The organism is Streptomyces sp. A01 (assembly GCF_059026195.1).
The window spans coordinates 22,360-45,807 of sequence record NZ_JBWLKN010000043.1; the positions used below are offsets into that span (position 1 = coordinate 22,360).

Here is a 23,448-nt window from a genome sequence, read left to right on the forward strand (position 1 = left end):
CTGTGAGTACTCCACAAAGCCATAGGCCCGTTGTCCATCACTACCCCACAGATCGGGGTACGCCACCGTCCCCGGCTCGTACGGACCGGGGCGGAGCCGTCGCGGAGGTCAGCAGCCACCGCGGTTGTAGAACGTCAAGCCCAAGTGGTCGCTCTCACGGCAGTAGGGCTCACCTTCGGTGTCCGCGCCGTCAGGGCCGCTCCGTGGGCCCGGGACGCCGCACGGCGCGGCCCCGGCACGCGCCCGCGCGTGGGCGCGTGCCGGGGCCGCGGTCTCGCTGACGCCGCCGCCTCACTCCTGCGGCTCGACCCCCGCACGCAGCAGGCCGTACGTGTACGCGTCCTCCAGCGCCTCCCACGACGCGGCGATCACGTTGTCGGCGACGCCGACGGTGGACCACTCGCCCCGCCCGTCACTGGTGGAGACCAGGACGCGTGTTGTGGACTGGGTGCCGTGCCTGCCCTCCAGGATGCGCACCTTGTAGTCGACCAGCTCCAGCGCGGCGAGCTGCGGGTAGATCCGCTCCAGGCCCACCCGCAGCGCCCGGTCGAGGGCGTTGACGGGGCCGTTGCCCTCCGCCGTGGCGACGATCCGCTCGCCCTTGGCCCACAGCTTCACTGTGGCCTCGTTGGCGTGCGTGCCGTCCGGGCGGGTCTCGACGATGCCGCGCCAGGACTCGACCCGGAAGTAGCGGCGCGCCCTGCCCTCCGCTTCCTCCCGCAACAGCAGCTCGAACGAGGCGTCGGCCGCCTCGTACGTGTAGCCCCGCAGCTCGCGCTCCTTGACCCGCTCCACGACCCGGCCCACCAGCGCGCGGTCACCGCCGAGGTCGATGCCGAGTTCCTTGCCCTTGAGCTCGATCGACGCGCGACCCGCCATGTCGGAGACGAGCATCCGCATGGTGTTGCCGACCCGCTCCGGGTCGATGTGCTGGTAGAGATCCGGGTCCACCTTGATGGCGGAGGCGTGCAGCCCGGCCTTGTGGGCGAAGGCGGACACACCCACATAGGGCTGGTGAGTGGAGGGCGTGAGGTTGACGACCTCGGCGATGGCGTGGGAGATCCGGGTCATCTCGGCCAGCGAACCAGCGGGCAGCACCGTCTTGCCGTACTTCAGCTCCAGGGCCGCCACCACCGGGAACAGGTTGGAGTTGCCGACCCGCTCGCCGTACCCGTTGGCCGTGCACTGCACGTGTGTGGCGCCCGCGTCGACGGCGGCCAGCGTGTTGGCGACCGCGCAGCCGGTGTCGTCCTGGGCGTGGATGCCCAGCCGGGCGCCCGTGTCGGCGAGAACGGTCGAGACGACCGCCTGCACCTGCGCCGGCAGCATGCCGCCATTGGTGTCGCAGAGCACCACGACGTCCGCGCCCGCCTCGTGCGCGGCGCTCACGACCTGCTTGGCGTAGCCCGGGTTGCCCCGGTAGCCGTCGAAGAAGTGCTCGCAGTCGACGAAGACCCGGCGGCCCTGGGCGCGGAGGAAGGAGACGGTGTCCCGCACCATCGCCAGGTTCTCCTCCAGCGTGGTGCGCAGGGCGAGCTCGACGTGCCGGTCGTGGGACTTGGCGACCAGCACGATGACGGGCGCCTCCGAGTCCAGCAGCGCCCGCACCTGCGGGTCGTCCTCGGCGCGTACCCCGGGCTTACGGGTGGAGCCGAACGCGACGAGCTGCGCGTGCTTGAAGTCGATCTCCGCACGAGCCCGTTTGAAGAACTCGGTATCGCGGGGGTTGGCACCGGGCCAGCCGCCCTCGATGAAGCCCACCCCGAAGTCGTCCAGGTGCCGGGCGATGGTCAGCTTGTCGGCCACGGTGAGGTTGATGCCCTCACGCTGCGCGCCGTCGCGCAGCGTGGTGTCGAACACGTGGAAGTCGTCTCCGAGCGCGGAGGGAGCGGGTGAGTCCGTCATGCTGTCTGACTCCTGTCGGGATCTCGGTCTCCTGGGGTCCCCCATGCCGAAGGCCGGGGGAAACCGGGCCACCGCCCCCTATGGTCCCTCGCGCTCCGCCCCGGCTCGGTAGGCCAGGAAACGAAAAAACCCCTCGCGGGTGCGAGAGGTCTGCGCGCGGGTCGTGGGCACGGTGTCCGCTGCCGCCGGGTTCCTGGCGGTTCAGCGGTCACTGCGGACCGGCGCGCCTGCTGCCGATAATCATGGCGAACGAGAGCACGGCAGAAGTCTGGCATACACCCACGAAGAGCCGTCACACCGTCTCACGATGCGGGAAGCGCAATGAGATGACCGGAGGGGCCGTGCGGGGCGGGAGCGCTCTGCGGGGCCCTCTGTGGTGCGCAGGCGGCCGGGCCGCGCATACCGCACGGGGCACGGGGCACGGAGCGCTGCTGTCTCTACGCACGGGGCACGGAGCACGGAGCGCTGCTGTCCCCACGGGGCACGGGGCACTACGGGGCCAGTCCTACGGGGCCAGCATCTCGTCCAGAAACTCGCGTACGTGGCCGCGTACATGCGCCTGGTCCACGCCGGGCAGCCCCGCGACCAGCTGGGTGCCGAAACCATCGAGCAGCGCGCGTGTCCGCGTCGCGCACCGGTCGGCGTCCAGTGGCCGGAACTCGCCGCGCGACACGCCCTCGGCGAGCAGCGCGACGAGGTCACGGTGCCAGGCCAGCTCCAGTTCGAGCTGTCGGGCGCGCGTGGCGTCGTCGGCGTTCTGCGACCGGTTCCAGACTTCGAGCCACAGCGTCCAGCGCGGGTCGCGGTGCCCCTCGGGGAGGTAGAGCGCGACGAGCGCGTCGAGCCGGTCGCGGGGCGGGGTCGGCTGGGACAGCGCCGCCCTGCGCTCCGTTCCCAGCTGTTCCTCGCTCCAGCACAGGGTCTGGAGCAGCAGCTCATCCTTGCTGCCGAAGTAGTACATGATGTGGCCGCTGCTCATACCGACCTGCCGGCCGAGGCTCGCCATGGTGAGCGCGGACAGGCCGTGTTCGGCGATGGCCGCCATGGCGGCGGCGAGCACGTGTTCACGCGGCTGGCTGAGCCGTCGCCTGGGGGCGCGGGCACCGCTCACCGCGACCACTCTCCGCTCTCCGTTCACACCTGGGGCTCTTGTTGCGTGACGCAGTGTATGCCGCCGCCGTTGGCGAAGATCTCGCGAGCGTCGACCAGGGTGACTGTGCGTTCGGGGAAGAGCCGCCGGAAGACGCCCGCGTTGAGCTCGTCCCGGGGGTCGCGGAAGGCGCACAGCACGACGCCGCCGTTGCACAGGTAGTGGTTGACGTAGGAGTAGTCCACCAGCTCGCCGTCCACCTCGGTGACGGTGGGCGCGGGCAACTCGACGACCTCCAGCGTCCGGCCACGCGCGTCGGTGGCCGAACGCAGCAGCTTGACGATCTCCTGGCACACCTCGTGGTCGGGGTGTGCGGGGTCGGGCTGGGTGTGGGCGACCACCACACCAGGGCGGGCGAAGGCCGCGACAATGTCGACATGTCCCCTGGTGCCGAACTGCCCGTAGTCGCGGGTCAGTCCGCGCGGCAGCCAGATGGCCTTCCGGGTGCCGAGCTGGGCATGGATCTCCGCCTCGGCCTGCTCCCGGGTCCAGCCGGGGTTGCGGCCGGGATCGAGCTGGACTGTCTCGGTGAGCAGTACGGTGCCCTCGCCGTCGATGTGGATGCCGCCGCCCTCGTTCACCAGCGGTGAGGCGTAACGGCGTGCGCCCGCCTTGGCGGCGACGTGCGCGCCGATCCCGGCGTCGAGGTCCCAGCGGGCCCACTCCTGCGCTCCCCAGCCGTTGAACACCCAGTCGACGGCGGCGAGCTGCCCCGCTCCGCGCTCGCCGCGGGTGACGAAGGTGGGGCCGATGTCCCGCATCCAGGCGTCGTTGAGCGGCCGCTCGGCGACCTCGATACCGGGGCCGAGTTGTCTGCGGGCGGCCCGGCCCTGGCCGGTGCCCGCGACAACGGTGACCGGTTCGAAGCGGCGGACGGCGCGGGCGACGGCCGCCCAGGCCGCGCGCGCGGCGCTCAGCGCCTCGTCGCCTTCCTCGCCGAAGGTGACGTTGGCACCGGGCCACGCCATCCATGTACGGGCGTGCGGGGCCCACTCCGGCGGCATCCGGAAGCCGTCGGCGGCCGGAGTCGCCGTGGAAGCGGGCAGGGGAAGCGTGTGGGTCATTGGTGGCATGTCCTTGATCGGCCTGTGCGGGGGCTCATACGGGGCGCCCGGCCCTGGGCAAGGGAAGGGGAAGGGAAAGAGCAAGGCAGGGAAAGGTGAGGCCGCTTGTCACAGGAAGTCGCTTGTCACAGGAAGTACAGGCGGTTGAGCGAGATCTCCTCGGCGGGCCCGGACCGCAGCGGGTCGCCGTCGAGGGTGACCAGCCCGCTGCGGCCGTCCACCTGGACGTCTCCGACGCGCGCGTTGCGCACCAGGTCGGCGGGGCCGATGCCGCGCGTGCCGCGCACCGCGACCCGGCGCCGCCGCGTGGGCATCGAGTCGTACGCGCGCCCGGGCGCGCCCGCCGCCACCGCGGCCTCACTGACGAAGGCCACAGAAAGGTCGGCCGCGGTCGCCCCGTGCGCGCCGAACTGCGGACCCAGGACGAGTGGTTCGCAGGTGTCCGTGGCGGCGTTCGGGTCGCCGGTGACCCCGTAGGCGGGGAATCCGGCCTTGAGCACCAGTTGCGGCTTCGCGCCGAAGAACCGTGGCTGCCACAGCACGATGTCGGCCAGCTTGCCGACCTCGATGGAGCCGACCTCGTGGGCGAGGCCGTGCGCGCGGGCCGGGTTGATGGTGAGCTTGGCGATGTAGCGGAGCACGCGCGCGTTGTCGTCGGCCGGGCCGTCTCCTTCCATGGGGCCGAGCTCGGCCTTCATCTTCCCCGCCATGGCGAAGGTGCGGCGCACGGTCTCCCCCGCGCGCCCCATGCCCTGCGCGTCGGATGAGGTGATGCCGATCGCCCCCAGGTCGTGCAGCACGTCCTCGGCGCCCATGGTCCCCGCGCGGATGCGGTCCCTGGCCATGGCCGCGTCTCCGGGCAGGTCGGTCTTCAGGTCATGGACGGAGACGATCATGCCGTAGTGCTCGGCGACCGCGTCCCGCCCGAACGGCAGCGTCGGGTTGGTGGAGGACCCGATGACGTTGCCGACGCCCGCCATCTTGAGCACGTTCGGCACGTGGCCGCCTCCGCAGCCCTCGATGTGGAACGCGTGGATCGTCCGGCCGTCCAGCACGGACAGGGTGTCCTCGACCGACAGGCACTCGTTCAGCCCATCGCTGTGCAGCGCGACTTGCACGTCGTGCTCCTCGGCGACCCGCAGCGCGGTGTCGAGGGCACGCGTGTGCGCGCCCATGTCCTCGTGCACCTTGAAGCCGCTCGCCCCGCCCTCGGCGAGGGCCTCGACGAGCGGAGCGGGGTCCGAGGACGAACCGCGCGCCAGAAAGCCGATGTTCACGGGCCAGGCGTCGAAGGCGTTGAACGCGTGCCGGAGCGCCCAGGGCGAGTTGACGCCGACGCCCCATACGGGGCCGAACTCCTGGCCCACGATGGTCGTCACCCCGGAGGCGAGCGACGCCTCCATGACGCGCGGCGACAACAGGTGGACGTGGGTGTCCACGGCGCCCGCGGTGGCGATCATCCCCTCGCCGGACACGATGGACGTTCCGGTACCGACGACGACGTCCACGCCGTCGAGGGTGTCGGGGTTCCCCGCCCTGCCGATGGCGGAGATCCGGCCCTCGCGGATGCCGATGGACACCTTGCGCACGCCGAGCAGCGCGTCGATCACCAGCACGTTGCTGATCACGACGTCGCAGGTCTCCCGCACGGAAGCGGCCTTCAGGTGCAGCCCGTCGCGGGCGGTCTTGCCGAACCCGGCGAGGAACTCGTCGCCGAGCCGCTGGGAATCCGACTCGACGCGGACGACGAGGCCGGAGTCGCCGAGGACCACCCGGTCCCCGGCGCGCGGCCCGTGCACGGACGCGTAGTCCCGTGGGTCCATCACCGTCACTTGTCCTCCTCGGTCTCCGCGATGCCGTCTTCCACACCGCGCTGCGCCACTCCGCGGGGGAGCCGAACCCCGGCCCCGTGCCCCGTGCCCCGTCTCGCCCGTGACTCCGCCCCGTGCCCCGTCCTGGGGGTCCTGGGGTCCGCTACAGGCTCCGGCTCCGCTACGGGCTCCGCTCCGTGCCCCGTCCCTGGTTCCGTTGGGCGGCCCGCCCCCTGCCCCGTGCCCCGTCCCACGCCTGCCTCCGCTCCCAGGTAGCCGCACGCCGCCGCACGGCGCAGTGCTTCCTCCTGGGCGCCCGGGGCGTCCAGTGGGCCGTCGACCAGGCCGGCGAAGCCGATCGCGATCCGGTCGCCACCGATCGGGGTGAGGCCGACCTCGTTCTCGGCGCCCGGGTCGAAGCGCTGGGACGACCCGGCGGGGACGCACAGCCGCATGCCGTAGGCGGCGCGGCGGTCGAAGTACAGCCGGGGGTTGGCCTCGAAGAAGTGGAAGTGCGAGGTGACGCTGACGGGCACGGCCGCGGTGTTCCGTACGAGCAGCCGCACCGCGGGTTCCGGCTCGGGAGTGGAGGGGCCGGGCAGTACGGCGCCGGGCGCGAGCTCCCCCGGGGCGCTGCCGCCTCCGATCGGGCCGGACACCACGGCGAGCCGTGAGCCGTCGTCGAAGACGGCCTCCACGTGGACCTCGGTGACCACATCCGCCACACCGGGCAGCACATCGTCCGGGCCGAGGACAGCGCGCGCCGCCTCGATCGCCTCGGCGAGCCGCCGCCCGTCCCTGGCCGCCTCGCAGACCGTGTCCGCGATGAGCGCGGTCGCCTCCGGCACGTTGAGCCGCAGGCCGCGCGCGCGGCGCGCCCGCGCCAGCTCGGCCGCGCCGAAAAGCAGCAGCCGGTCGCGCTCCGTAGGAGTCAGCCGCACTCCGTACACCTCCTCGATTAGAACGCCACTCTAAACACGGAAAATGCAATGCAACAAGGGGTTGACGCCAGAACCGCAGTAGTTCAGATTAACCGCACTTGAACGGCGCTCTAATCGCCGCCCGGACAAGCTCCCCGCCCACTCGCCACGCCCCCCGGGAGATCGCCCATGCCGATAGAACAGCGCGGAGTCGACACCGTCCCCGACGAGGAACGCACCAGCGGCCCGCGCGACCTGGTCAGCATCCTGCTGGGCTCCAACCTCGCGCTCGGTGTCGTCATCTTCGGCTGGCTCCCCGTCTCCTTCGGGCTCGGCTTCTGGCCCTCGGTGACCTCGCTGGTCTGCGGCACGCTCGTCGGCACCCTGCTGGTCGCCCCGCTGGCGCTGGTCTCGCTCCGTACCGCCACCAACCTGTCCACCAGCAGCGGCGCGCACTTCGGGGTCAGGGGCCGCCTCATCGGCTCCGTCCTCGGGCTGCTGCTGTCCCTGGGATACACGGCGCTCACCCTGTGGGTCGGCGGCGACGTGCTCGTCGGCTGCCTGAACCGGCTGGTGGGCCTGCCCGTCACCGGCTGGAGCCACGCGCTCGGGTACGCCGTGCTCGCCGGGGGGACAGCCGTCGGCGCCGTCTACGGCTACCGGCTGCTGCTCAGGCTGAGCAGGGTGCTCGCCGTGGGGATGAGTGTGCTGCTGCTGGCGGGGCTCATCGCCTACGCGGGCGCCTTCACGACGGCGCCACTCGCGGGCAGCGGCTACCTGCTGGGCGGCTTCTGGCAGACCTGGCTGCTGGCCGCCGTCTCCGCCGGGCTGAGCGGCCCGATCGCGTTCATCACGCTGCTCGGCGACTACACGCGCTACGTCTCACCGCGCCGCCACACCTCGCGCCGGGTCTTCCTCGCCACCTGCCTGGGCCTGACGGCCGGTCTGCTCGTACCGCAGCTGTTCGGCACCGTCACCGCTCTCGCCGTCGGTGCGGGCGAGGACTACGCGGGGCCGCTCGTCGCGGGGGCGCCCGTCTGGTACCTGGCCCCGTTGTTCATCGCCGCCACCGCCGGCTCCGTGGGCAACGCGGGGCTCATGCTCTACAGCATGGGGCTCGACCTGGACGCGATCCTCCCCCGGGCGACCCGGACCCAGGCCACGTACGCCGTCGCCGCCGTCTCCACCACCCTCGTCTACCTCGGCCACTTCGCGTGGGCGGCGCAGGAGGCGATGACCTCGTTCGTGCTGCTGCTGACCGCCGTGGGCACACCGTGGGCGGTCATCACCGTGATCGGCTACCTCCGCTGCGGCGGCGCGTACGAGGCGGACGCGCTCCAGGTCTACAACCGGCGCTCGCGGGGCGGCGTGTACTGGTACCGCGCCGGGTGGAATCCCAGCGCGACAGTGGCGTGGGGGGCCGGTTCGGTGTGCGGCCTGCTGGCCGTGGACACCACGCTCTACGACGGACCGCTGCTGCGCTGGACCGGTGGCATCGACGTCAGCTTCCTGCTGTCGGCGGGAGTCTCGGCCGTGGCCTATCTGACCCTCACCGCCAGGGACCCGCGTCCGGTCACCGCCGTCAGGGCGGCCCGCGCCCCCGCCGAAACCGGCTGAACGGAGCGCACCGGCCGAGCGGTCAGCGACGAGCGGTCAGCGGCAACGACCCGAGTGCCAGACCAGGCCCGCCGCACAACGCGAAGGCCCGCTCCAGCGGCGCGCGAACGCGCTCATGCCGGGGCGGGCCCTGCCGACCGCGTCCGTGCGCGGCCGTAGGCGTCGCTCAGCCGAGGGGGTGCATCCAGCCGTGGGGGTCGGCCGCCGCGCCCGTCTGGATGTCGAGCAGCGCCCTGCGCAGCTTCATCGTGACGTCACCCGGTTCGCCGTCGCCGACGGTCCAGTCGCCGCGGGCGGACTTGACCGAGCCGACGGGGGTGATGACAGCGGCGGTGCCGCACGCGAAGACCTCGGTCAGCGAGCCGTCGGCGTTGCCGTTCTTCCAGTCCTCGACGGAGATCCGGCCCTCTTCGCAGACGTAGCCCAGGTCCTCGGCGATCTTGAGCAGCGAGGCGCGGGTGATGCCCGGCAGCAGCGAGCCGGACAGCTCGGGGGTGAGGATGCGCACCCGGTCGCCCGCCCCGTACACGAAGTACAGGTTCATGCCGCCCATCTCCTCGATCCAGCGGCGCTCGATCGCGTCCAGCCAGACCACCTGGTCGCAGCCCTTCTCAGCGGCCTGCGCCTGGGCGACCAGGGAGGCGGCGTAGTTGCCGCCGGCCTTCGCCGCACCGGTGCCGCCGGGGGCCGCGCGCACGTACTCCTCGGACAGCCAGACCGAGACCGGCTTCACGCCGCCGGGGAAGTAGGCACCGGCGGGCGAGGCGATGACGACGAAGAGGTACTCGTTCGCGGGGCGCACGCCGAGGCCGACCTCGGTGGCGAACATGAAGGGCCGCAGGTACAGCGACTGCTCGCCGGTCCCGGGCACCCACTCCTTGTCCTGGCTGATCAGTGCGTCACACGCCGCGATGAAGGTTTCGACCGGCAGCTCGGGCATGGCCAGCCGCCGCGCGGACGCCTGGAAGCGCTGGGCGTTCTGGTCGGGCCGGAAGGTGGCGACGGAGCCGTCGGGCTGGCGGTACGCCTTCAGTCCCTCGAAGATCGTCTGCGCGTAGTGCAGGGTCATGTTCGCCGGGTCGATGGACAGCGGTGCGTACGGCACAAGCTGGGCGTCGTGCCAGCCGCGGCCCTCAGTCCACCTGATGGTCACCATGTTGTCGGTGAAGTGGCGGCCGAAACCGGGGCTGGCCAGGATCTGCTCGCGCTCCGCGTGGGGCAGCGGATGCGAGGAGGGCTTGAGCTCGATCGTGGTCGTCGTCATGAGTGCGTGTCCTTCACCGTGTGGGTTTGGCGGACCGCGCGCTCAATTCCGTCCTTCTCGGCGGGTTGGATCAGTCGGCTTCGACGTCCAAGTCTCCCCTTGTGCGGCGGCCCCGCGTTCGATTATCGCTCGCGCGGGACCACCACAGGAACACAAGGGCACGGCACAGCACGCGCGGTCTGACATCCGATGGTCGCACCCCGCCGCGCGGAATCCCAGCGACGGACCGGTCACACCGTCCGTCGCGTGGGTGGATCAACCGCTGACCCGGGCGGCGAGCGCGTCGCCGGTCTCCTCCGTGCTGCGGGCCCCGTCCCTGGCGGCGAGGTCCTGGCCTACGGCCTCCTCGACCCGGACGGCCTCGGCCTCGTAGCCGAGGTGGCGCAGCAGCAGGGCGACGGACAGCACGGTGGCCGTCGGGTCGGCCTTGCCGGTACCGGCGATGTCGGGAGCCGAGCCGTGGACCGGCTCGAACATCGACGGGAAGGCACCGGCCGGGTTGATGTTTCCGCTGGCGGCGAGGCCGATGCCGCCGGTGACCGCGGCGGCGAGGTCGGTGAGGATGTCGCCGAACAGGTTGTCGGTGACGATCACGTCGAACCGGTCCGGCTGCGTGACGAAGAAGATCGTCGCCGCGTCCACGTGCAGGTAGTCGGTGGTGACGTCGGGGTACTCCTGGCCGACCCGGTCGAAGATGTTCTTCCACAGGTGGCCCGCGTAGACGAGCACGTTGTTCTTGTGGACGAGGGTGAGCTTCTTGCGGGGGCGGGCGTTGGCGCGCTCGTAGGCGTCCCTGACCACGCGCTCCACACCGTACGCGGTATTGAGGCTGACCTCCGTGGCGACCTCGGCGGGGGTGCCGGTGCGCAGGCTGCCGCCATTGCCGACGTACGGGCCCTCGGTGCCCTCGCGGACCACGACGAAGTCGATGTCCGGACGGCCCGCGAGCGGGGTCGCCGTGTTCGGGAAGAGCTTGGAGGGGCGCAGGTTCACGTAGTGGTCGAAGGCGAAGCGCAGCTTGAGCAGCAGCCCGCGCTCCAGCACACCGGACGGCACGGACGGGTCGCCGATCGCACCGAGCAGGATGGCGTCGTGCCCCTTGAGTGACTCAAGATCCGCGTCCGGCAGCGTCTCACCGGTGGCGTGCCATCGCTGGGCGCCGAGATCGTATTCCCGGGTCTCCAGCTTCACGTCCTGGGGAAGGACGGCCGAGAGCACCTTGAGGCCCTGGGCTACGACTTCCTGACCGATTCCGTCACCGGGGATCACTGCGAGGTTCAGGCTGCGAGACATGCGAAAGACCCTACTCTCCGTCCCATTGCCTGACACGGGGTGTCCATCATACGGACGATGGTGAGTCGGACAGGTGGCGTTCACCCCCCGTACGGCTCAAGGCCCGCTTCCCCTGGGACCTTTCCCCTCATGACCGCTCAATCTCACCGCTCGGCCCCCGGCCCTGCCGACACGCCTCGCGTCGGCATCCCCGAGGAACTGGCCCGCCGGATGACGATGCCCGAGCAGCACGAGTACCTGCGCGCGAAGCTGTCCCGGCGCGGCGTGCTGCGCGGCGGGATCGCGACGGCGGGCACGGCGGCGGGCGCCGGTCTGCTGGGCGGCTCGGCGTGTGCCGCGCCGCCCTCCTCCAGCCCCGCCCCCGCCTCTTCGCGCGCGACCGCGCGCGTGGACGGCTCGCTCGTCGCCCCGTTCGCCCGCCATCTCGCGTTCGGCGCCGACCCGAAGACGCAGCTGCGGATCTCCTGGCAGGTCCCGTTCGCCGTCAAGCGGCCGTTCGTACGCATCGGTCTGAAGCCGTGGGAGCTCAGCCGGAAGATCGAGGCCGAGGTCCGCGATCTGCACACCCCGGCGCTGACCAAGAAGCTCCCCGCGGTGGACCAGTACTACCTGCACGCCGCCCTCGACGGGCTGCGCCCCGGCCGCACGTACTACTACGGCGTGGGCCACGACGGCTTCGACCCGGCGGAGCCGAGCCGCTTCGGGAGCATCGGCACCTTCCGTACGGCGCCGGACCGGCCGGAGGAGTTCGTCTTCACCGCCTTCGGCGACCAGGGCGTCAGCTATGACGCGCTCGCCAACGACCAGTTGATCCTCGGCCAGAACCCGTCGTTCCACCTGCACGCCGGTGACCTGTGCTACGCGGACAGCAAGGGCCACGGCGAGGAATCCGACGCCTACGACGCCCGGGTGTGGGACCAGTTCCTCGCCCAGACCGAGTCCGTCGCCTCCCGGGTGCCGTGGATGGTGACGACCGGCAACCACGACATGGAGGCGTGGTACAGCCCCCACGGCTACGGCGGTCAGCTGGCCCGCTGGTTGCTGCCCGGCAACGGCCCCGACCCGGACAAGGCGCCAGGCGTCTACTCCTTCGCGTACGGCAACGTGGGCGTCGTCGCCCTCGACGCCAACGACGTCTCGCATGAGATCCCCGCCAACCGCGGGTACACCGGCGGCAAGCAGACCGCCTGGCTCGACCGGCGCCTCGGCGAGCTGCGGCGGCAGCCCGGGATCGACTTCGTCGTGGTCTTCTTCCACCACTGCGCGTACTCGACCACCAGCGCGCACGCCTCGGACGGCGGGGTGCGCGACGCGTGGGTGCCGCTGTTCGAACGGCACCAGGTGGACCTGGTGATCAACGGCCACAACCACGTCTACGAACGCACCGACGCCATCCGCGGCGGCGAGGTCTCCAAAACGGTTCCGGTCGGCGAGAGCGTGGACACCGCCCGGGAGGGGATCGTCTACGTCACCGCGGGCGGGGCGGGGAAGACGCTCTACAGCTTCCCGGTGCCCGACAGCTACGAGGGGCAGGTGAAGGACCGCGACCACGTGCGGACGTTCCACTGGGTGAAGGGGGCGGAGCGGAACCCGGACGTCGTGGAGTGGTCGCGGGTGCGGTACACGGGCTTCTCGTTCATCGCGGTCCGCTCCGAGCCGGGCCCGCGCCCGAAGCTGAAGGTGACCGCGCTCGCCGAGTCAGGCGAGCGGATCGACCACTTCGAGATCACCCGCTCCCGGCGCTGACGGCCGACGACGGGGCCGACTGGAGCCGAAAGCGCTCCGTGCCCCGTGCCCCGTACGGACCGCTCCGTGCCCCGTGCCCCGTGCGCCATTCGGGCTACCGCCGCCCCGTGCCCCGTACGGCCATCGCCGCACCGCGCGGGGCGCCGCAGGGGAAGGGCGCGCCGGGGCGGCGCGCCCTTCGCGGCTCGTCGGCCCCGGGCGGAGCGAGCCCCTAGTGCCCGGTGGCTCCGCCGTTGTCCCTGCGGTCAAGCGCCCGCTGCAGTGCCGCAGCGGCGTTCTTGCGGTCGGTGTCGTCGTCGCGGCGGGCGGTGTGCCTGATCCTGCGGACAGTCTCGGCCATGATGCACGTCTCCAATGCCAATGCCAGAACCCCGAGAGGAATGGAATCGCCGGAAAGGGCGGGAACCTGGACGCGGCAGGGGTCACCTGCGCTGACGCGGCCGGTTCATCCGCCGTCGCTTGATGGAGCGAGACGTTCGGCTTCCTCAAACGTAAGGCAGCCGGGCCGAGCTGTCTGCACGATTACTCGGACTTCCTACTATCTGAGACGGCGCCCGCCGGTCACGCTGCTCAGCAGGCCCGCGGTGAGCCGGGCGGGCCCCCGCCTGCTGGGGTTCAGCCGGGTCGGTTTCAGCCGTGCGGGACTAAGCCGCGACGTGTTGCGCCATCCGGATGTGTCGCGCCACCCGGATATCGGTGGCTCCTCGTCCCCGGGCGCCGCCGGGGTGGGGCTGAGGAGGACAGGCAGCGACTCCACCCCGTAGACGATGGAGACCTTCCGGAAGGACAGCTCCTCCGGGCGCACGGCCAGCCGCATGTCGGGGAAGCGGCGCACCAGGGCGGGGAAAGCGGCCCGCAGCTCCATGCGGGCCAGCTCGGCGCCGATGCAGCGGTGCATGCCGTAGCCGAAGGCCACGTGGGGCGGGGCCGGGTCGCGGACCGGGTCGAAGCTCTCCATGTCCGGGCCGAGCCGCTCGTCGCGGTCGGCGCCGCTGAGCGAGCACAGCACTATGTCGCCCGCCGCGATGGCCGTTCCGGCGATCTCGATGTCCTCCCGGGCGAACCGGGGGAACGCCAGCTGTACCACCGTCAGATAGCGCAGCATCTCCTCCACGACGCCGTTCACGGCGTCGTCGTCATCGCGTACGGCCGCGAACGTCTCCGGGTCTCTGAGCAGCACCAGGGTGCCGAGGGCGAGCATGCTCGCCGTGGTCTCCAGGCCGCCGGTCAGCACGCCGTCGGCGAGCCCCGCCAGTTCCATGTCGTCGATCGCGTCGCCGTGTTCGCGCACCAGCATGCCCAGGAGCCCGTCACCGGGGTTCTCGCGCTGCTTGCGGACGATGTCGAGGAGGTAGGCAAGGGATTCGTTCATCGCACCCAACGAGGCGTCGGCGCCGCCGAACAGGTCGAAGCGCGCGGTGCTCAGCCGCTGGAAGTCGGCGCGGTCCTCGTACGAGACGCCGAGCAGTTCGCAGATCACCAGGGACGGAATGGGCAGCGCGAAGTGCTGCACCAGGTCGACGGGAGCGCCGCAGCGCCCCATCTCGTCCAGTTGCTCTTCGATGATGGCGTGGATACGGGGGGTGAGCCGGTTCAGCCGCCGCATGGTGAATTCCGGGGTCAGCAGCCGCCGCAACCGGGTGTGTTCGGGCGGGTCGCTGAAGCCGAGACCACCGGGGTTGTGCCGTTCCTCGGCACCGCCATACCCCACCAAATTGATGAAGTCGTTGCTGAACTCGTCTTTCTTGCTGAGCACCTCCTTGACCTCGGCGTGCCCCGTGACCAGCCAGGCGTTCACCCCCAGCGGCAGCGGAAGCCTGCTGATGGGCGAAGCGTTGCGGGCGGCGGCGAGACCGGGGACGGGGTCAAGGCCGTCGCGCTTCAGGGGCAGCAGCGCGGCGTCGGGGAGGAGAGATATGTGCGCGGGATCAAAGCCCCTTTTCTGCATCAAGGAGAGATATTTGCGCCCCAGCCAGGAGACGGTGCGCGAGCGGAGGTTTCTCATGTCCGCCATCGTGCCTGGCGTTTTTCGCAGCCCAAAACATCCGCCCCCGAATGGCTGGGGGGCCATTCGGGGGCGGAAGTCACAAAGCGCGCGTATGACACGCGCCAGCTGGGCGGCCCCTGGGCGGAGAAAACGGTCAGCCCAGGGGGCGGCAACACGGTTAGCCCATGTGCGTGAACACGGTCAGCACAGGAGCGGGAACACGGTCAGCCCATGTGCGGGTAGCGGAAGTCCGTCGGCGGGACCAGGGTCTCCTTGATGGAGCGCGTCGAGGTCCAGCGCATCAGGTTCTGCTTGGCGCCCGCCTTGTCGTTGGTGCCGGACGCGCGGCCGCCACCGAAGGGCTGCTGGCCGACGACGGCGCCGGTGGGCTTGTCGTTGATGTAGAAGTTGCCCGCGGCGAAGCGCAGCGCCTCGCACGTGGCGGCGGCAGCGGCCCGGTCCTGGGCGATGACGCAACCGGTCAGGGCGTACGGCGAAGCGGACTCCATCTGCGTGAGCATGGCGTCGTACTCGGAGTCCTCGTAGACGAAGACGCCGAGGATCGGGCCGAAGTACTCGTCCCGGAAGATCTCGTTGTCCGCGTCGGTGGAGACGAGCACGGTCGGGCGCACGAAGTAGCCCACGCCGTCGTCGTACGTGCCACCGGCGATGACCTCTATGGTCGGGTCGGCCTTGGCGCGGTCGATGGCGGCCTTGTTCTTGGCGAACGCGCGCTCGTCGATGACGGCGGACATGAAGTTCGACAGGTCGGTGACGTCGCCCATGGTGAGCGAGTCGACCTCGGCGGCGAACTCTTCCCTCAGGCCGTTCTCCCACAGCGAGCGCGGCACGTACGCGCGCGAGGCGGCGGAGCACTTCTGGCCCTGGAACTCGAAGGCGCCACGCGTCATGGCCGTCTTGAGGACCGCCGGGTCCGCGGACGGGTGGGCGACGATGAAGTCCTTGCCACCGGTCTCGCCGACCAGCCGCGGGTACGTCTTGTACTTCTCGATGTTGTTGCCGACCGTCTTCCACAGGTACTGGAAGGTCTTGGTCGAGCCGGTGAAGTGGATGCCCGCCAGGTCCGGGTGGTTCAGGGCCACCTCGGAGACGGCCTGGCCGTCGCCCGTCACCAGGTTGATGACGCCCTTGGGCAGCCCGGCTTCCTCAAGGATCTCCATGAGCAGCACGGCGGCGTGCGTCTGGGTCGGGGACGGCTTCCACACGACCGTGTTGCCCATCAGGGCCGGGGCGGTCGGCAGGTTGCCCGCGATGGCCGTGAAGTTGAACGGCGTGATCGCGTAGACGAAGCCCTCAAGCGGCCGGTGGTCGCTGCGGTTCCACACGCCCTGCGCGTTGGCCATCGGCTGCTCGGCCATGATCTGGCGCGCGAAGTGCACGTTGAAGCGCCAGAAGTCGACCAGCTCACACGGGGTGTCGATCTCGGCCTGCTGCGCCGTCTTCGACTGACCCAGCATGGTGGAGGCGGCGAGGGTCTCCCGCCAGGGCCCTGCGAGCAGCTCAGCGGCCTTCAGGATGATCGCGGCGCGGTCGTCGAAGGCCAGCGCGCGCCATGCCGGGGCGGCGGCCAGCGCGGCGTCCACGGCGTCCTGGGCGTCCTTGGCGGTGGCGTTGGCGTACGTGCCGAGCTTGGCGGCGTGGTTGTGCGGCTGCACGACGTCGAAGCGCTCGCCGCCGCCCAGCCGCTTCTCGCCACCGATGGTCATCGGGAGGTCGATGGGGTTCTGGCCAAGCTCCTTGAGCTTGGTCTCCAGACGGGCGCGCTCGGGAGTGCCGGGTGCGTAGGTGTGCACCGGCTCGTTCACCGGCGCGGGGACCTGGGTCACAGCGTCCATGGCCGTGTCTCCTTCGATCGTCGGGTCTGCTGCGTACGGATACGTTCTGCGCACGGGACGCAGGGCGGTGGCACGGGGCCACCAGGCCGCCGGGGCGGCTCAGCTTCGGCGGACGGGGCGAGCGCGGACTCGTCCGCGGGGGCGCTTGTGCCCCCCTTGCAAGTCTCGCGCTTCGGCTCCGTCAGCGGAGCCACTGGCGCGCGGGCGCGTGAACCGTGGCTCACACCCTCCCGGGCTCAGCGGCGGAGGGTCAGCCGCGGCTCACGAGCGAGCGCAGGAAGAACGCCATGTTGGCCGGGCGCTCGGCGAGCCGCCGCATGAAGTACCCGTACCAGTCCGTGCCGTACGGGACGTAGATCCGCATCCGGTGGCCCTCGGCCACCAGCCGCTCCTGCTCGGCGACGCGGATGCCGAACAGCATCTGGAACTCGTACTCGTCGAGCTTGCGCCCGTAGCGGCGGCCGAGTTCCTGCGCGATGGCGACCAGGCGCGGGTCATGCGAGCCGATCATGGGGTAGCCCTCGCCCGCCATGAGGATCTTCAGGCAGCGGACGTACGCCTTGTCCACGTCGCGCTTGTCCTGGAAAGCGACGTCGGACGGCTCCTTGTACGCGCCCTTCACCAGCCGCACCCGCGAGCCTTCCCCGGCGAGCGTGTGGCAGTCCTCCTCGGTACGGAAGAGGTAGGACTGCACGACGGCACCGGTCTGCGGGAAACGCTTCCGCAGGTCGGCGAGGATCGCGAGGGTGGAGTCGGTGGTGGTGTGGTCCTCCATGTCGAGGGCCACGTTCATCCCGGCCTCGGCGGCGGCCTCCACGACAGGCGTGATGTTCGCCAGCGCCAGGTCGTGGCCGCCGGGCAGCGCCTGCCCGAAGGCGGAGAGCTTGACCGACATCTCGGTGCGGGCGCCGAGGCCGAGCGGGGCCAGCGCCTCGGTCAGCGCGAGGTAGGCGTCACGGTTGCGGGTGGCCTCGGCCGGGTCGGTGATGTCCTCGCCGAGGAAGTCCATGGTGACGTCGAGGCCACGTCCGGTCAGGCCCCGTACGACCCCGATCGACTGGTCCAGCTGCTCCCCCGCGACGAAACGGTCCACCATCGGGCGGGTGACCGGGGCGGCCGAGACGATACGGCGGATGGCGTCGCTGCGAGAAGCAGCGAGCAGCACAGGACCCAGCACGGGGCACCTCCACGTTGCGGTTCTTCTGTCAAGACTGACGCCGCCGCGCAGCCGCGACGGCAAGGTGAGCCACCGTGAAACCTAAGGATCGTTCGCGCTCCCCGGCCATCGACAGCTGTCACGCGTTGGTGCCCTGCATCTCAGACAGATGTATGACAATGGGCACCGGCGGCGTGCGCCGGTGCCGTCGGCAGCCCCGGACAGACCACATCAGCGTCATTCTCCCTCGCAAGAAGCATCCTGTAGCCCCTCAAATACCCCGAAGACAGCCCGTAACGTCCTGTACGCCAACGACTCACATGCCACCGACCCACATCACCTCAAGGCGCTTACGCCTCGAAGCCCGAACACCTCACTGCCGGCACACCTCACTGTCCGAACACCTCGAAGGGAGCCACGCGGCGGATGCGCGGCGACTACCAGCAACTCGTGGACGAGATCTCAGCGATCCTCGGCGCACCTGCGACCCTTGAGGACCGGGATTTCGGACTGATCGCCTTCGGCGTGCACGACAGCGACGACGACTTCGCCATGGACCCGGTACGGACCCGTTCGATCCTGCAGCGACGGTCCACGGCGGCGGTCCGCGCCTGGTTCGAGGCATTCGGCATCGCGCGCGCCCAGGCACCGCTGCGCATCCCGCCCGACCCTGCGGCGGGGGTGTTCATGGGGCGGATCTGTCTGCCGGTGCGGCACCGGGGCATCGTCCACGGCTATGTGTGGCTGCTCGACGACGGCCACCTCGCCGACCTGGAGCTGGGCCACCCCGGAGCCCCGGCCGACCCCCGTCTCGCGCAGGCCATGGAGACGGCGGAGCGCATCGGCGCGCTGCTGGCGGCCGAGGCACGGAGCGGGGCCGAGCTCGGCGAGCTGCTGCGGGCGCTGCTGGTGGGGCCGCCATCGGGACGGGACGGGGCGGAGTCGGACCTGCGTGACGCGCTGCGCGCGGCGGCGCACGGGCCCCTGGCCGTCGTCGCTGTCACCCCGTGGGCCACGGAGGGCATGGCGGACGCCGCCCCGCTGCCGAACCTGCCGGGCCTGGCCGCTGTGTGCACCATCACCGCACCGGCGGGCGCGGCGGGCGGCGACTGGCACCCCGACACCCCGGCGGACGACCCGCCGACCCGCCGCAGGGGTGCCGCCGTACGCGCCGCCGTGCGCCCTGACGTCCCGCTCACCCCGGAGCCCGTGTCCGTGCCGGCTACCAGCCTCGCCGCGCTGGTCAGGCTCCGCTCGACGACCTCCGCCGAAGCGGCACGCGCCGCGGCTGAGCAGCTGCTCCGCTCCCCGCGCGCTGCGGGGCACGTGGGAAGCGCCGCGCCCGACGCCGCGGGGCAGCCGCAGGCGGCCGGGACGGGCGGCACGGCGGCGGCCGCGAACGCTCTGGCGGGGACGGGGCGCGACGGGGCGACCGGCACGGGGCAACGGAGCGGGCCGGGCACGGCGGGAAGCGGCGGAGCGGGTACGGGGCCGCGCGGTGGTGCGGGAACGACGAGCAGGCCGGGAACGGCGAACGGAAGCGGAACGACCGGCGGTACGGGTCCGGCCGGGGCCTCGGCGGGAGCGGGGCCCGCCGCCGGGGTGAGCGGGGTGCGGCGCGGGCTCGGCGAACTGCCCACCGCGTGGCGCGAGGCACTGGCCGCCGCACGGGCGGCGCGGGCCGACGCCCGGTTCGGCCCCGTCGCCGAGTGGGCGGACATCGGCCCGTACCGGCTGCTGACCGGGCTCCCCGTAGCCGCCCCCGATGCGGCGGTCCGCCCGCTGCTGGAGCGCTCCAACGCCGAACTCGCCCGTACCGCCGAGGAATTCCTGGACCTGGCGGGGCAGGCGGGCCGTACCGCGCAAGCGCTCGGCATCCACCGGCAGACGCTCTACTACCGGCTCTCCCGGGTCGAGCAGCTCACCGGCCTCGACCTCGACGAGGGCGAGGACCGGCTGCTCCTGCACATGGCCCTGAAGGCGGCCCGGCTGACACGCCTGTAGGGACACGTCTGTAGGGGCCGGGGCCCACTACCGTGCACCGTGCGTACGTCCCGACGGGGCGACGGGGCGACGGGGCGACGGGGCGACGGGGCGACGGGGCGACGGGGCATGGTCGCTGCCCGCTCGAAGAGGCAGGATCAGTGGCGGTTGCGCGGGTGGTGGCGTGCCGCGCGCTCGTTGCCGTGTTTGTACGCTCCGGTCCAGCGGGCCATCACCAGTTGGGCGTCGTCCGATCCCACCTCGGCGGAGAACCGCTCCGCGCGGGCGCCGCGCAGTGTCCCGGCAGCTCGGCCGTGGTGGGTGATGACGATGGCGCCGTCAGCGCGGCGTACGTAGCTGAATCCATGGGGTGGGGGCATGGCTCGCGATGCTAGGCCAGGAGCCTCGACACCGGTAGCGGATTTCCGCCCCGGCGCCGAAAAGCCGCACAGCCGCTGACCTCTGCTGGCGGTCAGGCGCGGCCGTCAGTGAGATGCGGCCGTCAGTGCGGCGCGGTTGTCAGTGCGGGGGCGGTTGTCAGTGCGGGGCGGCGTGTGAACCGGCCTGGCCGGTCGCCGCTTCGGCACCGGCGGTCGCCGCCGCCTCGGCCACTCCCCCGCCGTGCGCTTCCGCAGCAGCCGCTTCCGCACCGTGGGCTTCCGCACCGTGCGCCTCCGCACCGTGCGCCTCCGTACCGCCCGTCGGCAGAGGCTCGTTCGCGATGATCCGGCGCATCGCCTCCGCCAGGTCGCGGCCGCTCGGCACAGATTCCGGGTCGAGTGCCGACTGCACCACGAGACCGCTGACCAGCGTCATGTAGAAGGAGCCGAAGACCCGCGCGTTCTCCGCGCCGACCTCGCTTTCCGCGATGCCGTGGAACAGCGCCACAAGGCCCTCGCGCCCCTCGGGCTGGGCGCGCCGGAACGCCTCGCGCAACTCGGGGTCCTGGTCGACGCGCATGATGGCTTCCAGCTGGGCCTTCCACAAGTCGCGGTGCTTGCCGAAGAGTTCGAGCGCCCGGCCCCAGCCCTGCTCGAACCGCTCCAGCAGATCCGCGTCAGGCTCGACAGCGGCCGAGACCGCCTCCTGGACGTCGTCGGCCCAGTCGCCCATCGACGTGAACAACGCCTCCCGCATGAGGGCGTCCTTGGAGCCGTAGTGGTAGCCGATGGACGCCAGGTTGGTGCCCGAGGCAGCCACGATGTCGCGCGCCGTGGTACGGGCGAGCCCCTTCTCACGCAGGCAGCGCTTCGCGCCTTCCAGCAGATCCTCACGATGTCCCATTCCGCCAGCGTATCCCGGCCTCATACGGCCGTCTTAGACGCTCGTCTTGTACGCCGGTCCTGCACCCACGCCCCATACGCACCGTCCCATACACGTCCCACACGGGCGTCTTACCCATTCGTTCTATACAAGCGTCATAGACAAGCGTTTAAGACGCCCGTATAATTCCGCTCATGATTCCCTCCCCCTCTGCCTCGGCCCCCGCGCCGTCCGCCCTGCCCGAGCCGCGTGCCGGGCGCAAGGAGTGGACCGCGCTCGGCGTGCTGCTGCTTCCGCTGCTCCTGGTCTCCATGGACGTCTCGGTGCTCTACTTCGCGGTGCCGGCGATCAGTGCGGAGCTGGAACCGACCAGTACCCAGCAGCTGTGGATCTTCGATGTCTACGCGTTCGCACTGGCCGGGCTGCTGATCACGATGGGCTCCCTGGGTGACCGGATCGGGCGCCGCAAGCTGCTGCTGATCGGTGCCGTCGCGTTCGGCACCGCCTCGGTCGCCGCCGCGTACGCGCAGAGCGCGGGCATGCTCATCGCGGCGCGGGTCGTGCTCGGCATCGGCGGCGCCACACTGATGCCCTCGACGATGGCGCTCGTCCGGAACATGTTCCGGGACGCCAGGCAGCGCGGCACCGCCATCGCGCTCTGGTCGGCGACCATGGCGGGCGGCATAGCGCTCGGCTCCGTCATGAGCGGGGTGCTGCTCGACCACTTTTGGTGGGGCTCGGTCTTCCTGGTGAACGTTCCGGCGATGGTGCTGCTGCTGGTGCTCGCGCCGCTGCTGGTACCCGAGTTCAAGGACCCGGAGCCCGGCCGGTTCGATCTGCTCAGCGTGCCGCTGTCGATGGGCGCCGTGCTGCCGGTGGTGTACGGACTCAAGCGCATCTCCGTGGACGGCCTCAGCGCGCCCCTGGCACTGTGCGTCGCGGCGGGTCTCGCCGTGGGCGCCGTCTTCGTACGGCGCCAGCGGACCAGCCGGGCGCCGATGATCAGCCCTGAGCTGTTCCGGAACCGTGGCTTCGGCGCCTCCGTAGGGCTCAATCTCCTGGCCTCGTTCGCGATGATGGGCTCGGCCTACTTCACCACCCAGTACCTCCAGTCGGTGCTCGGCAAGGGCGCCCTCGAAGCGGCGCTCTGGGCCCTCCTCCCGTCCGCCGCCGTCGGTGCCGCCGCTCCCGTCGCGGCCGCGCTGGTACGGCGCGGCGTGGACCGGCGGTACGTGATCTGCGGTGGCTTCCTCAGCGCCGCACTCGGTTACGGGCTGCTGGCGCTGGCCGGATCGGACTCGCTCTGGACGGTCCTCCTCGGCTCCGGTGTGCTCGCCAGCGGCATCGTCACCGTCATGTCACTCGCCACCGATCTGGCGCTCGGTACGGTGCGGCCGGAGCGGGCGGGCTCGGCCTCCGCCGTACTGGAGACAGGGCAGGAGTTCGGCGGGGCGCTGGGGATGGCACTGCTCGGCAGCCTCGGTGACGCGGTGTACAGGCGCGACCTCGCCGACGCGGCCCCGTCCGGGCTTCCGCACGCGCAACTGGACGCCGCGCGCGAGACCCTGGGCAACGCCACGGTCACGGCGGGGCGGCTGCCGGACCACACCGGGGAGGCTCTGCTGAGCGCGGCGCGTGAGGCGTTCACGCACGGCATGCGGGCGGCATCGCTCGGCGGCATGGCCCTGCTGCTCGTCGCGTCCGCCCTGGCGCTGCTCACGCTCCGCCGGCTTCCCCAGGAGACGGCTTCAGCGCCTGACGCCGAGTCCGCGACCGTAACCGCGAATGCGACCGCGAGTACGAGTACGGCCGTAACTGCGACTGCGACTGCGACTGCGACTGCGACGGACAACGCACCAGCCACCGGCGCCGAAGCCGTTCCTGACGGTGAGGCGGCTCCCGGCACGGAGCCTGTCCCCAGCCCGGCAGCCGCTCCCGGACGGTGACCACGGCCCCGTGCCGCCTGCTTCTCCTTACCCCTCTACTTCTCCCTCTGCTTCTGCTCCTGCTGCTCCTTCTGCTGCTCGGCGAGCGACGGGTCGAAGCCGGCAGCGACGAGCTTCACGACGTACGGAAGCTCCGAACCGTCCTTGTTGCCGGTCGCGTTGAGCGAGTACACCAGGACGCGCCGCAGGTCGCGGGTGGCCGACACCCCCGTGGTGTAGCCGGGGACCGCGCCGGACTTGCCCCAGACGACGACGCCGTTCGACCACGTGGTCCGGTTCAGCCCGGCGCTGAAGCAGGCGCGGCCCGCGGTCGGGTCGCCCGGGACGCGGCAGTTTCCCTTGCCCGTGTAGGTGACGTCCGGAACGGTGAACATCTCCTCCAGCTGCGGCTGCGGCACCACCTTCCCCCGTGACCGCTCTCATCCAATCGAGGCGTTTACTCAGCGAACCCAGTCGTTTCGCTTTCTGTCTCAGTGAACCTAGCCGT

Annotated in this window: 18 protein-coding genes; 4 read left to right on the forward strand and 14 right to left on the reverse strand. The window is 71.3% G+C overall.

Translation table 11 applies throughout. The annotated features are described in order from the left end of the window. Positions 1-291 precede the first annotated feature (291 nt). The 5 genes from cimA to ureA form a co-directional block, all read right to left on the reverse strand. Positions 292-1,905, reverse strand: a complete 1,614-nt coding sequence (gene cimA / locus AC5P1B_RS33520) for a citramalate synthase (RefSeq protein WP_493891783.1) — start codon at positions 1,903-1,905, stop codon at positions 292-294. Positions 1,906-2,410: 505 nt separating this feature from the next. Beyond that, positions 2,411-2,950, reverse strand: a complete 540-nt coding sequence (locus AC5P1B_RS33525; protein ID WP_493891801.1) for a TetR family transcriptional regulator C-terminal domain-containing protein — start codon at positions 2,948-2,950, stop codon at positions 2,411-2,413. Positions 2,951-3,039: 89 nt separating this feature from the next. Beyond that, complete coding sequence (locus tag AC5P1B_RS33530) at positions 3,040-4,119, reverse strand: agmatine deiminase family protein (protein ID WP_493891784.1); 1,080 nt, start codon at positions 4,117-4,119, stop codon at positions 3,040-3,042. Positions 4,120-4,244: 125 nt separating this feature from the next. Continuing rightward, entirely contained in the window at positions 4,245-5,942 is a 1,698-nt protein-coding gene (locus AC5P1B_RS33535) for an urease subunit alpha (RefSeq protein ID WP_493891802.1), read from the reverse strand. 5 nt (positions 5,943-5,947) lie between these two features. Further along, positions 5,948-6,871 carry an urease subunit gamma gene (gene ureA / locus AC5P1B_RS33540; RefSeq protein WP_493891785.1) on the reverse strand — a complete coding sequence of 308 codons (924 nt, stop codon included), beginning with the start codon at positions 6,869-6,871 and terminating at the stop codon, positions 5,948-5,950. A gap of 168 nt (positions 6,872-7,039) precedes the next feature. Here ureA and AC5P1B_RS33545 point away from each other — a divergent pair, with 168 nt between their 5' ends. Next, positions 7,040-8,467 carry a cytosine permease gene (locus tag AC5P1B_RS33545; RefSeq protein WP_493891786.1) on the forward strand — a complete coding sequence of 476 codons (1,428 nt, stop codon included), beginning with the start codon at positions 7,040-7,042 and terminating at the stop codon, positions 8,465-8,467. Between the two features lie 166 nt (positions 8,468-8,633). On the opposite strand, the gene AC5P1B_RS33550 is transcribed toward AC5P1B_RS33545, so the two are convergent. Together AC5P1B_RS33550 and AC5P1B_RS33555 are read right to left on the reverse strand one after the other, a co-directional pair. Beyond that, positions 8,634-9,731, reverse strand: coding sequence for a branched-chain amino acid aminotransferase (locus tag AC5P1B_RS33550; RefSeq protein ID WP_493891787.1), 1,098 nt, complete (start codon positions 9,729-9,731; stop codon positions 8,634-8,636). Between the two features lie 255 nt (positions 9,732-9,986). Next, positions 9,987-11,024 (reverse strand): 3-isopropylmalate dehydrogenase, encoded by a 1,038-nt coding sequence (locus AC5P1B_RS33555; RefSeq protein ID WP_493891788.1) that lies wholly within the window; start codon positions 11,022-11,024, stop codon positions 9,987-9,989. Between the two features lie 129 nt (positions 11,025-11,153). Between AC5P1B_RS33555 and AC5P1B_RS33560 the strand changes: the two genes are divergently transcribed. After that, entirely contained in the window at positions 11,154-12,770 is a 1,617-nt protein-coding gene (locus tag AC5P1B_RS33560) for a purple acid phosphatase family protein (RefSeq protein WP_493891789.1), read from the forward strand. Positions 12,771-12,981: 211 nt separating this feature from the next. On the opposite strand, the gene AC5P1B_RS33565 is transcribed toward AC5P1B_RS33560, so the two are convergent. The 4 genes from AC5P1B_RS33565 to AC5P1B_RS33580 all read right to left on the reverse strand — a co-directional run bounded on the left by AC5P1B_RS33565 (position 12,982) and on the right by AC5P1B_RS33580 (position 17,790). After that, positions 12,982-13,110: a hypothetical protein gene (locus tag AC5P1B_RS33565; protein WP_493891790.1), complete on the reverse strand. Its 129-nt coding sequence runs from the start codon at positions 13,108-13,110 to the stop codon at positions 12,982-12,984. Between the two features lie 198 nt (positions 13,111-13,308). Continuing rightward, positions 13,309-14,784 carry a cytochrome P450 gene (locus tag AC5P1B_RS33570; protein WP_493891791.1) on the reverse strand — a complete coding sequence of 492 codons (1,476 nt, stop codon included), beginning with the start codon at positions 14,782-14,784 and terminating at the stop codon, positions 13,309-13,311. Between the two features lie 197 nt (positions 14,785-14,981). Continuing rightward, positions 14,982-16,613 (reverse strand): L-glutamate gamma-semialdehyde dehydrogenase, encoded by a 1,632-nt coding sequence (gene pruA, locus AC5P1B_RS33575; RefSeq protein WP_493891792.1) that lies wholly within the window; start codon positions 16,611-16,613, stop codon positions 14,982-14,984. 250 nt (positions 16,614-16,863) lie between these two features. Next, complete coding sequence (locus AC5P1B_RS33580) at positions 16,864-17,790, reverse strand: proline dehydrogenase family protein (RefSeq protein ID WP_493891793.1); 927 nt, start codon at positions 17,788-17,790, stop codon at positions 16,864-16,866. A 405-nt stretch (positions 17,791-18,195) separates the two neighbouring features. Between AC5P1B_RS33580 and AC5P1B_RS33585 the strand changes: the two genes are divergently transcribed. Further along, positions 18,196-19,773 (forward strand): PucR family transcriptional regulator, encoded by a 1,578-nt coding sequence (locus AC5P1B_RS33585; RefSeq protein WP_493891794.1) that lies wholly within the window; start codon positions 18,196-18,198, stop codon positions 19,771-19,773. A gap of 137 nt (positions 19,774-19,910) precedes the next feature. On the opposite strand, the gene AC5P1B_RS33590 is transcribed toward AC5P1B_RS33585, so the two are convergent. Beyond that, on the reverse strand, positions 19,911-20,132 hold the full coding sequence (locus AC5P1B_RS33590; RefSeq protein ID WP_493891795.1) for a hypothetical protein: 222 nt from the start codon (positions 20,130-20,132) through the stop codon (positions 19,911-19,913). A 157-nt stretch (positions 20,133-20,289) separates the two neighbouring features. Continuing rightward, positions 20,290-21,036 (reverse strand): TetR/AcrR family transcriptional regulator, encoded by a 747-nt coding sequence (locus tag AC5P1B_RS33595; protein WP_493891796.1) that lies wholly within the window; start codon positions 21,034-21,036, stop codon positions 20,290-20,292. A gap of 173 nt (positions 21,037-21,209) precedes the next feature. On the opposite strand from AC5P1B_RS33595, the gene AC5P1B_RS33600 reads away from it, so the two are divergent. Then, positions 21,210-22,961 (forward strand): MFS transporter, encoded by a 1,752-nt coding sequence (locus AC5P1B_RS33600; protein ID WP_493891797.1) that lies wholly within the window; start codon positions 21,210-21,212, stop codon positions 22,959-22,961. Positions 22,962-22,996: 35 nt separating this feature from the next. On the opposite strand, the gene AC5P1B_RS33605 is transcribed toward AC5P1B_RS33600, so the two are convergent. Beyond that, entirely contained in the window at positions 22,997-23,359 is a 363-nt protein-coding gene (locus AC5P1B_RS33605) for a hypothetical protein (RefSeq protein ID WP_493891798.1), read from the reverse strand. Positions 23,360-23,448 lie beyond the last annotated feature (89 nt).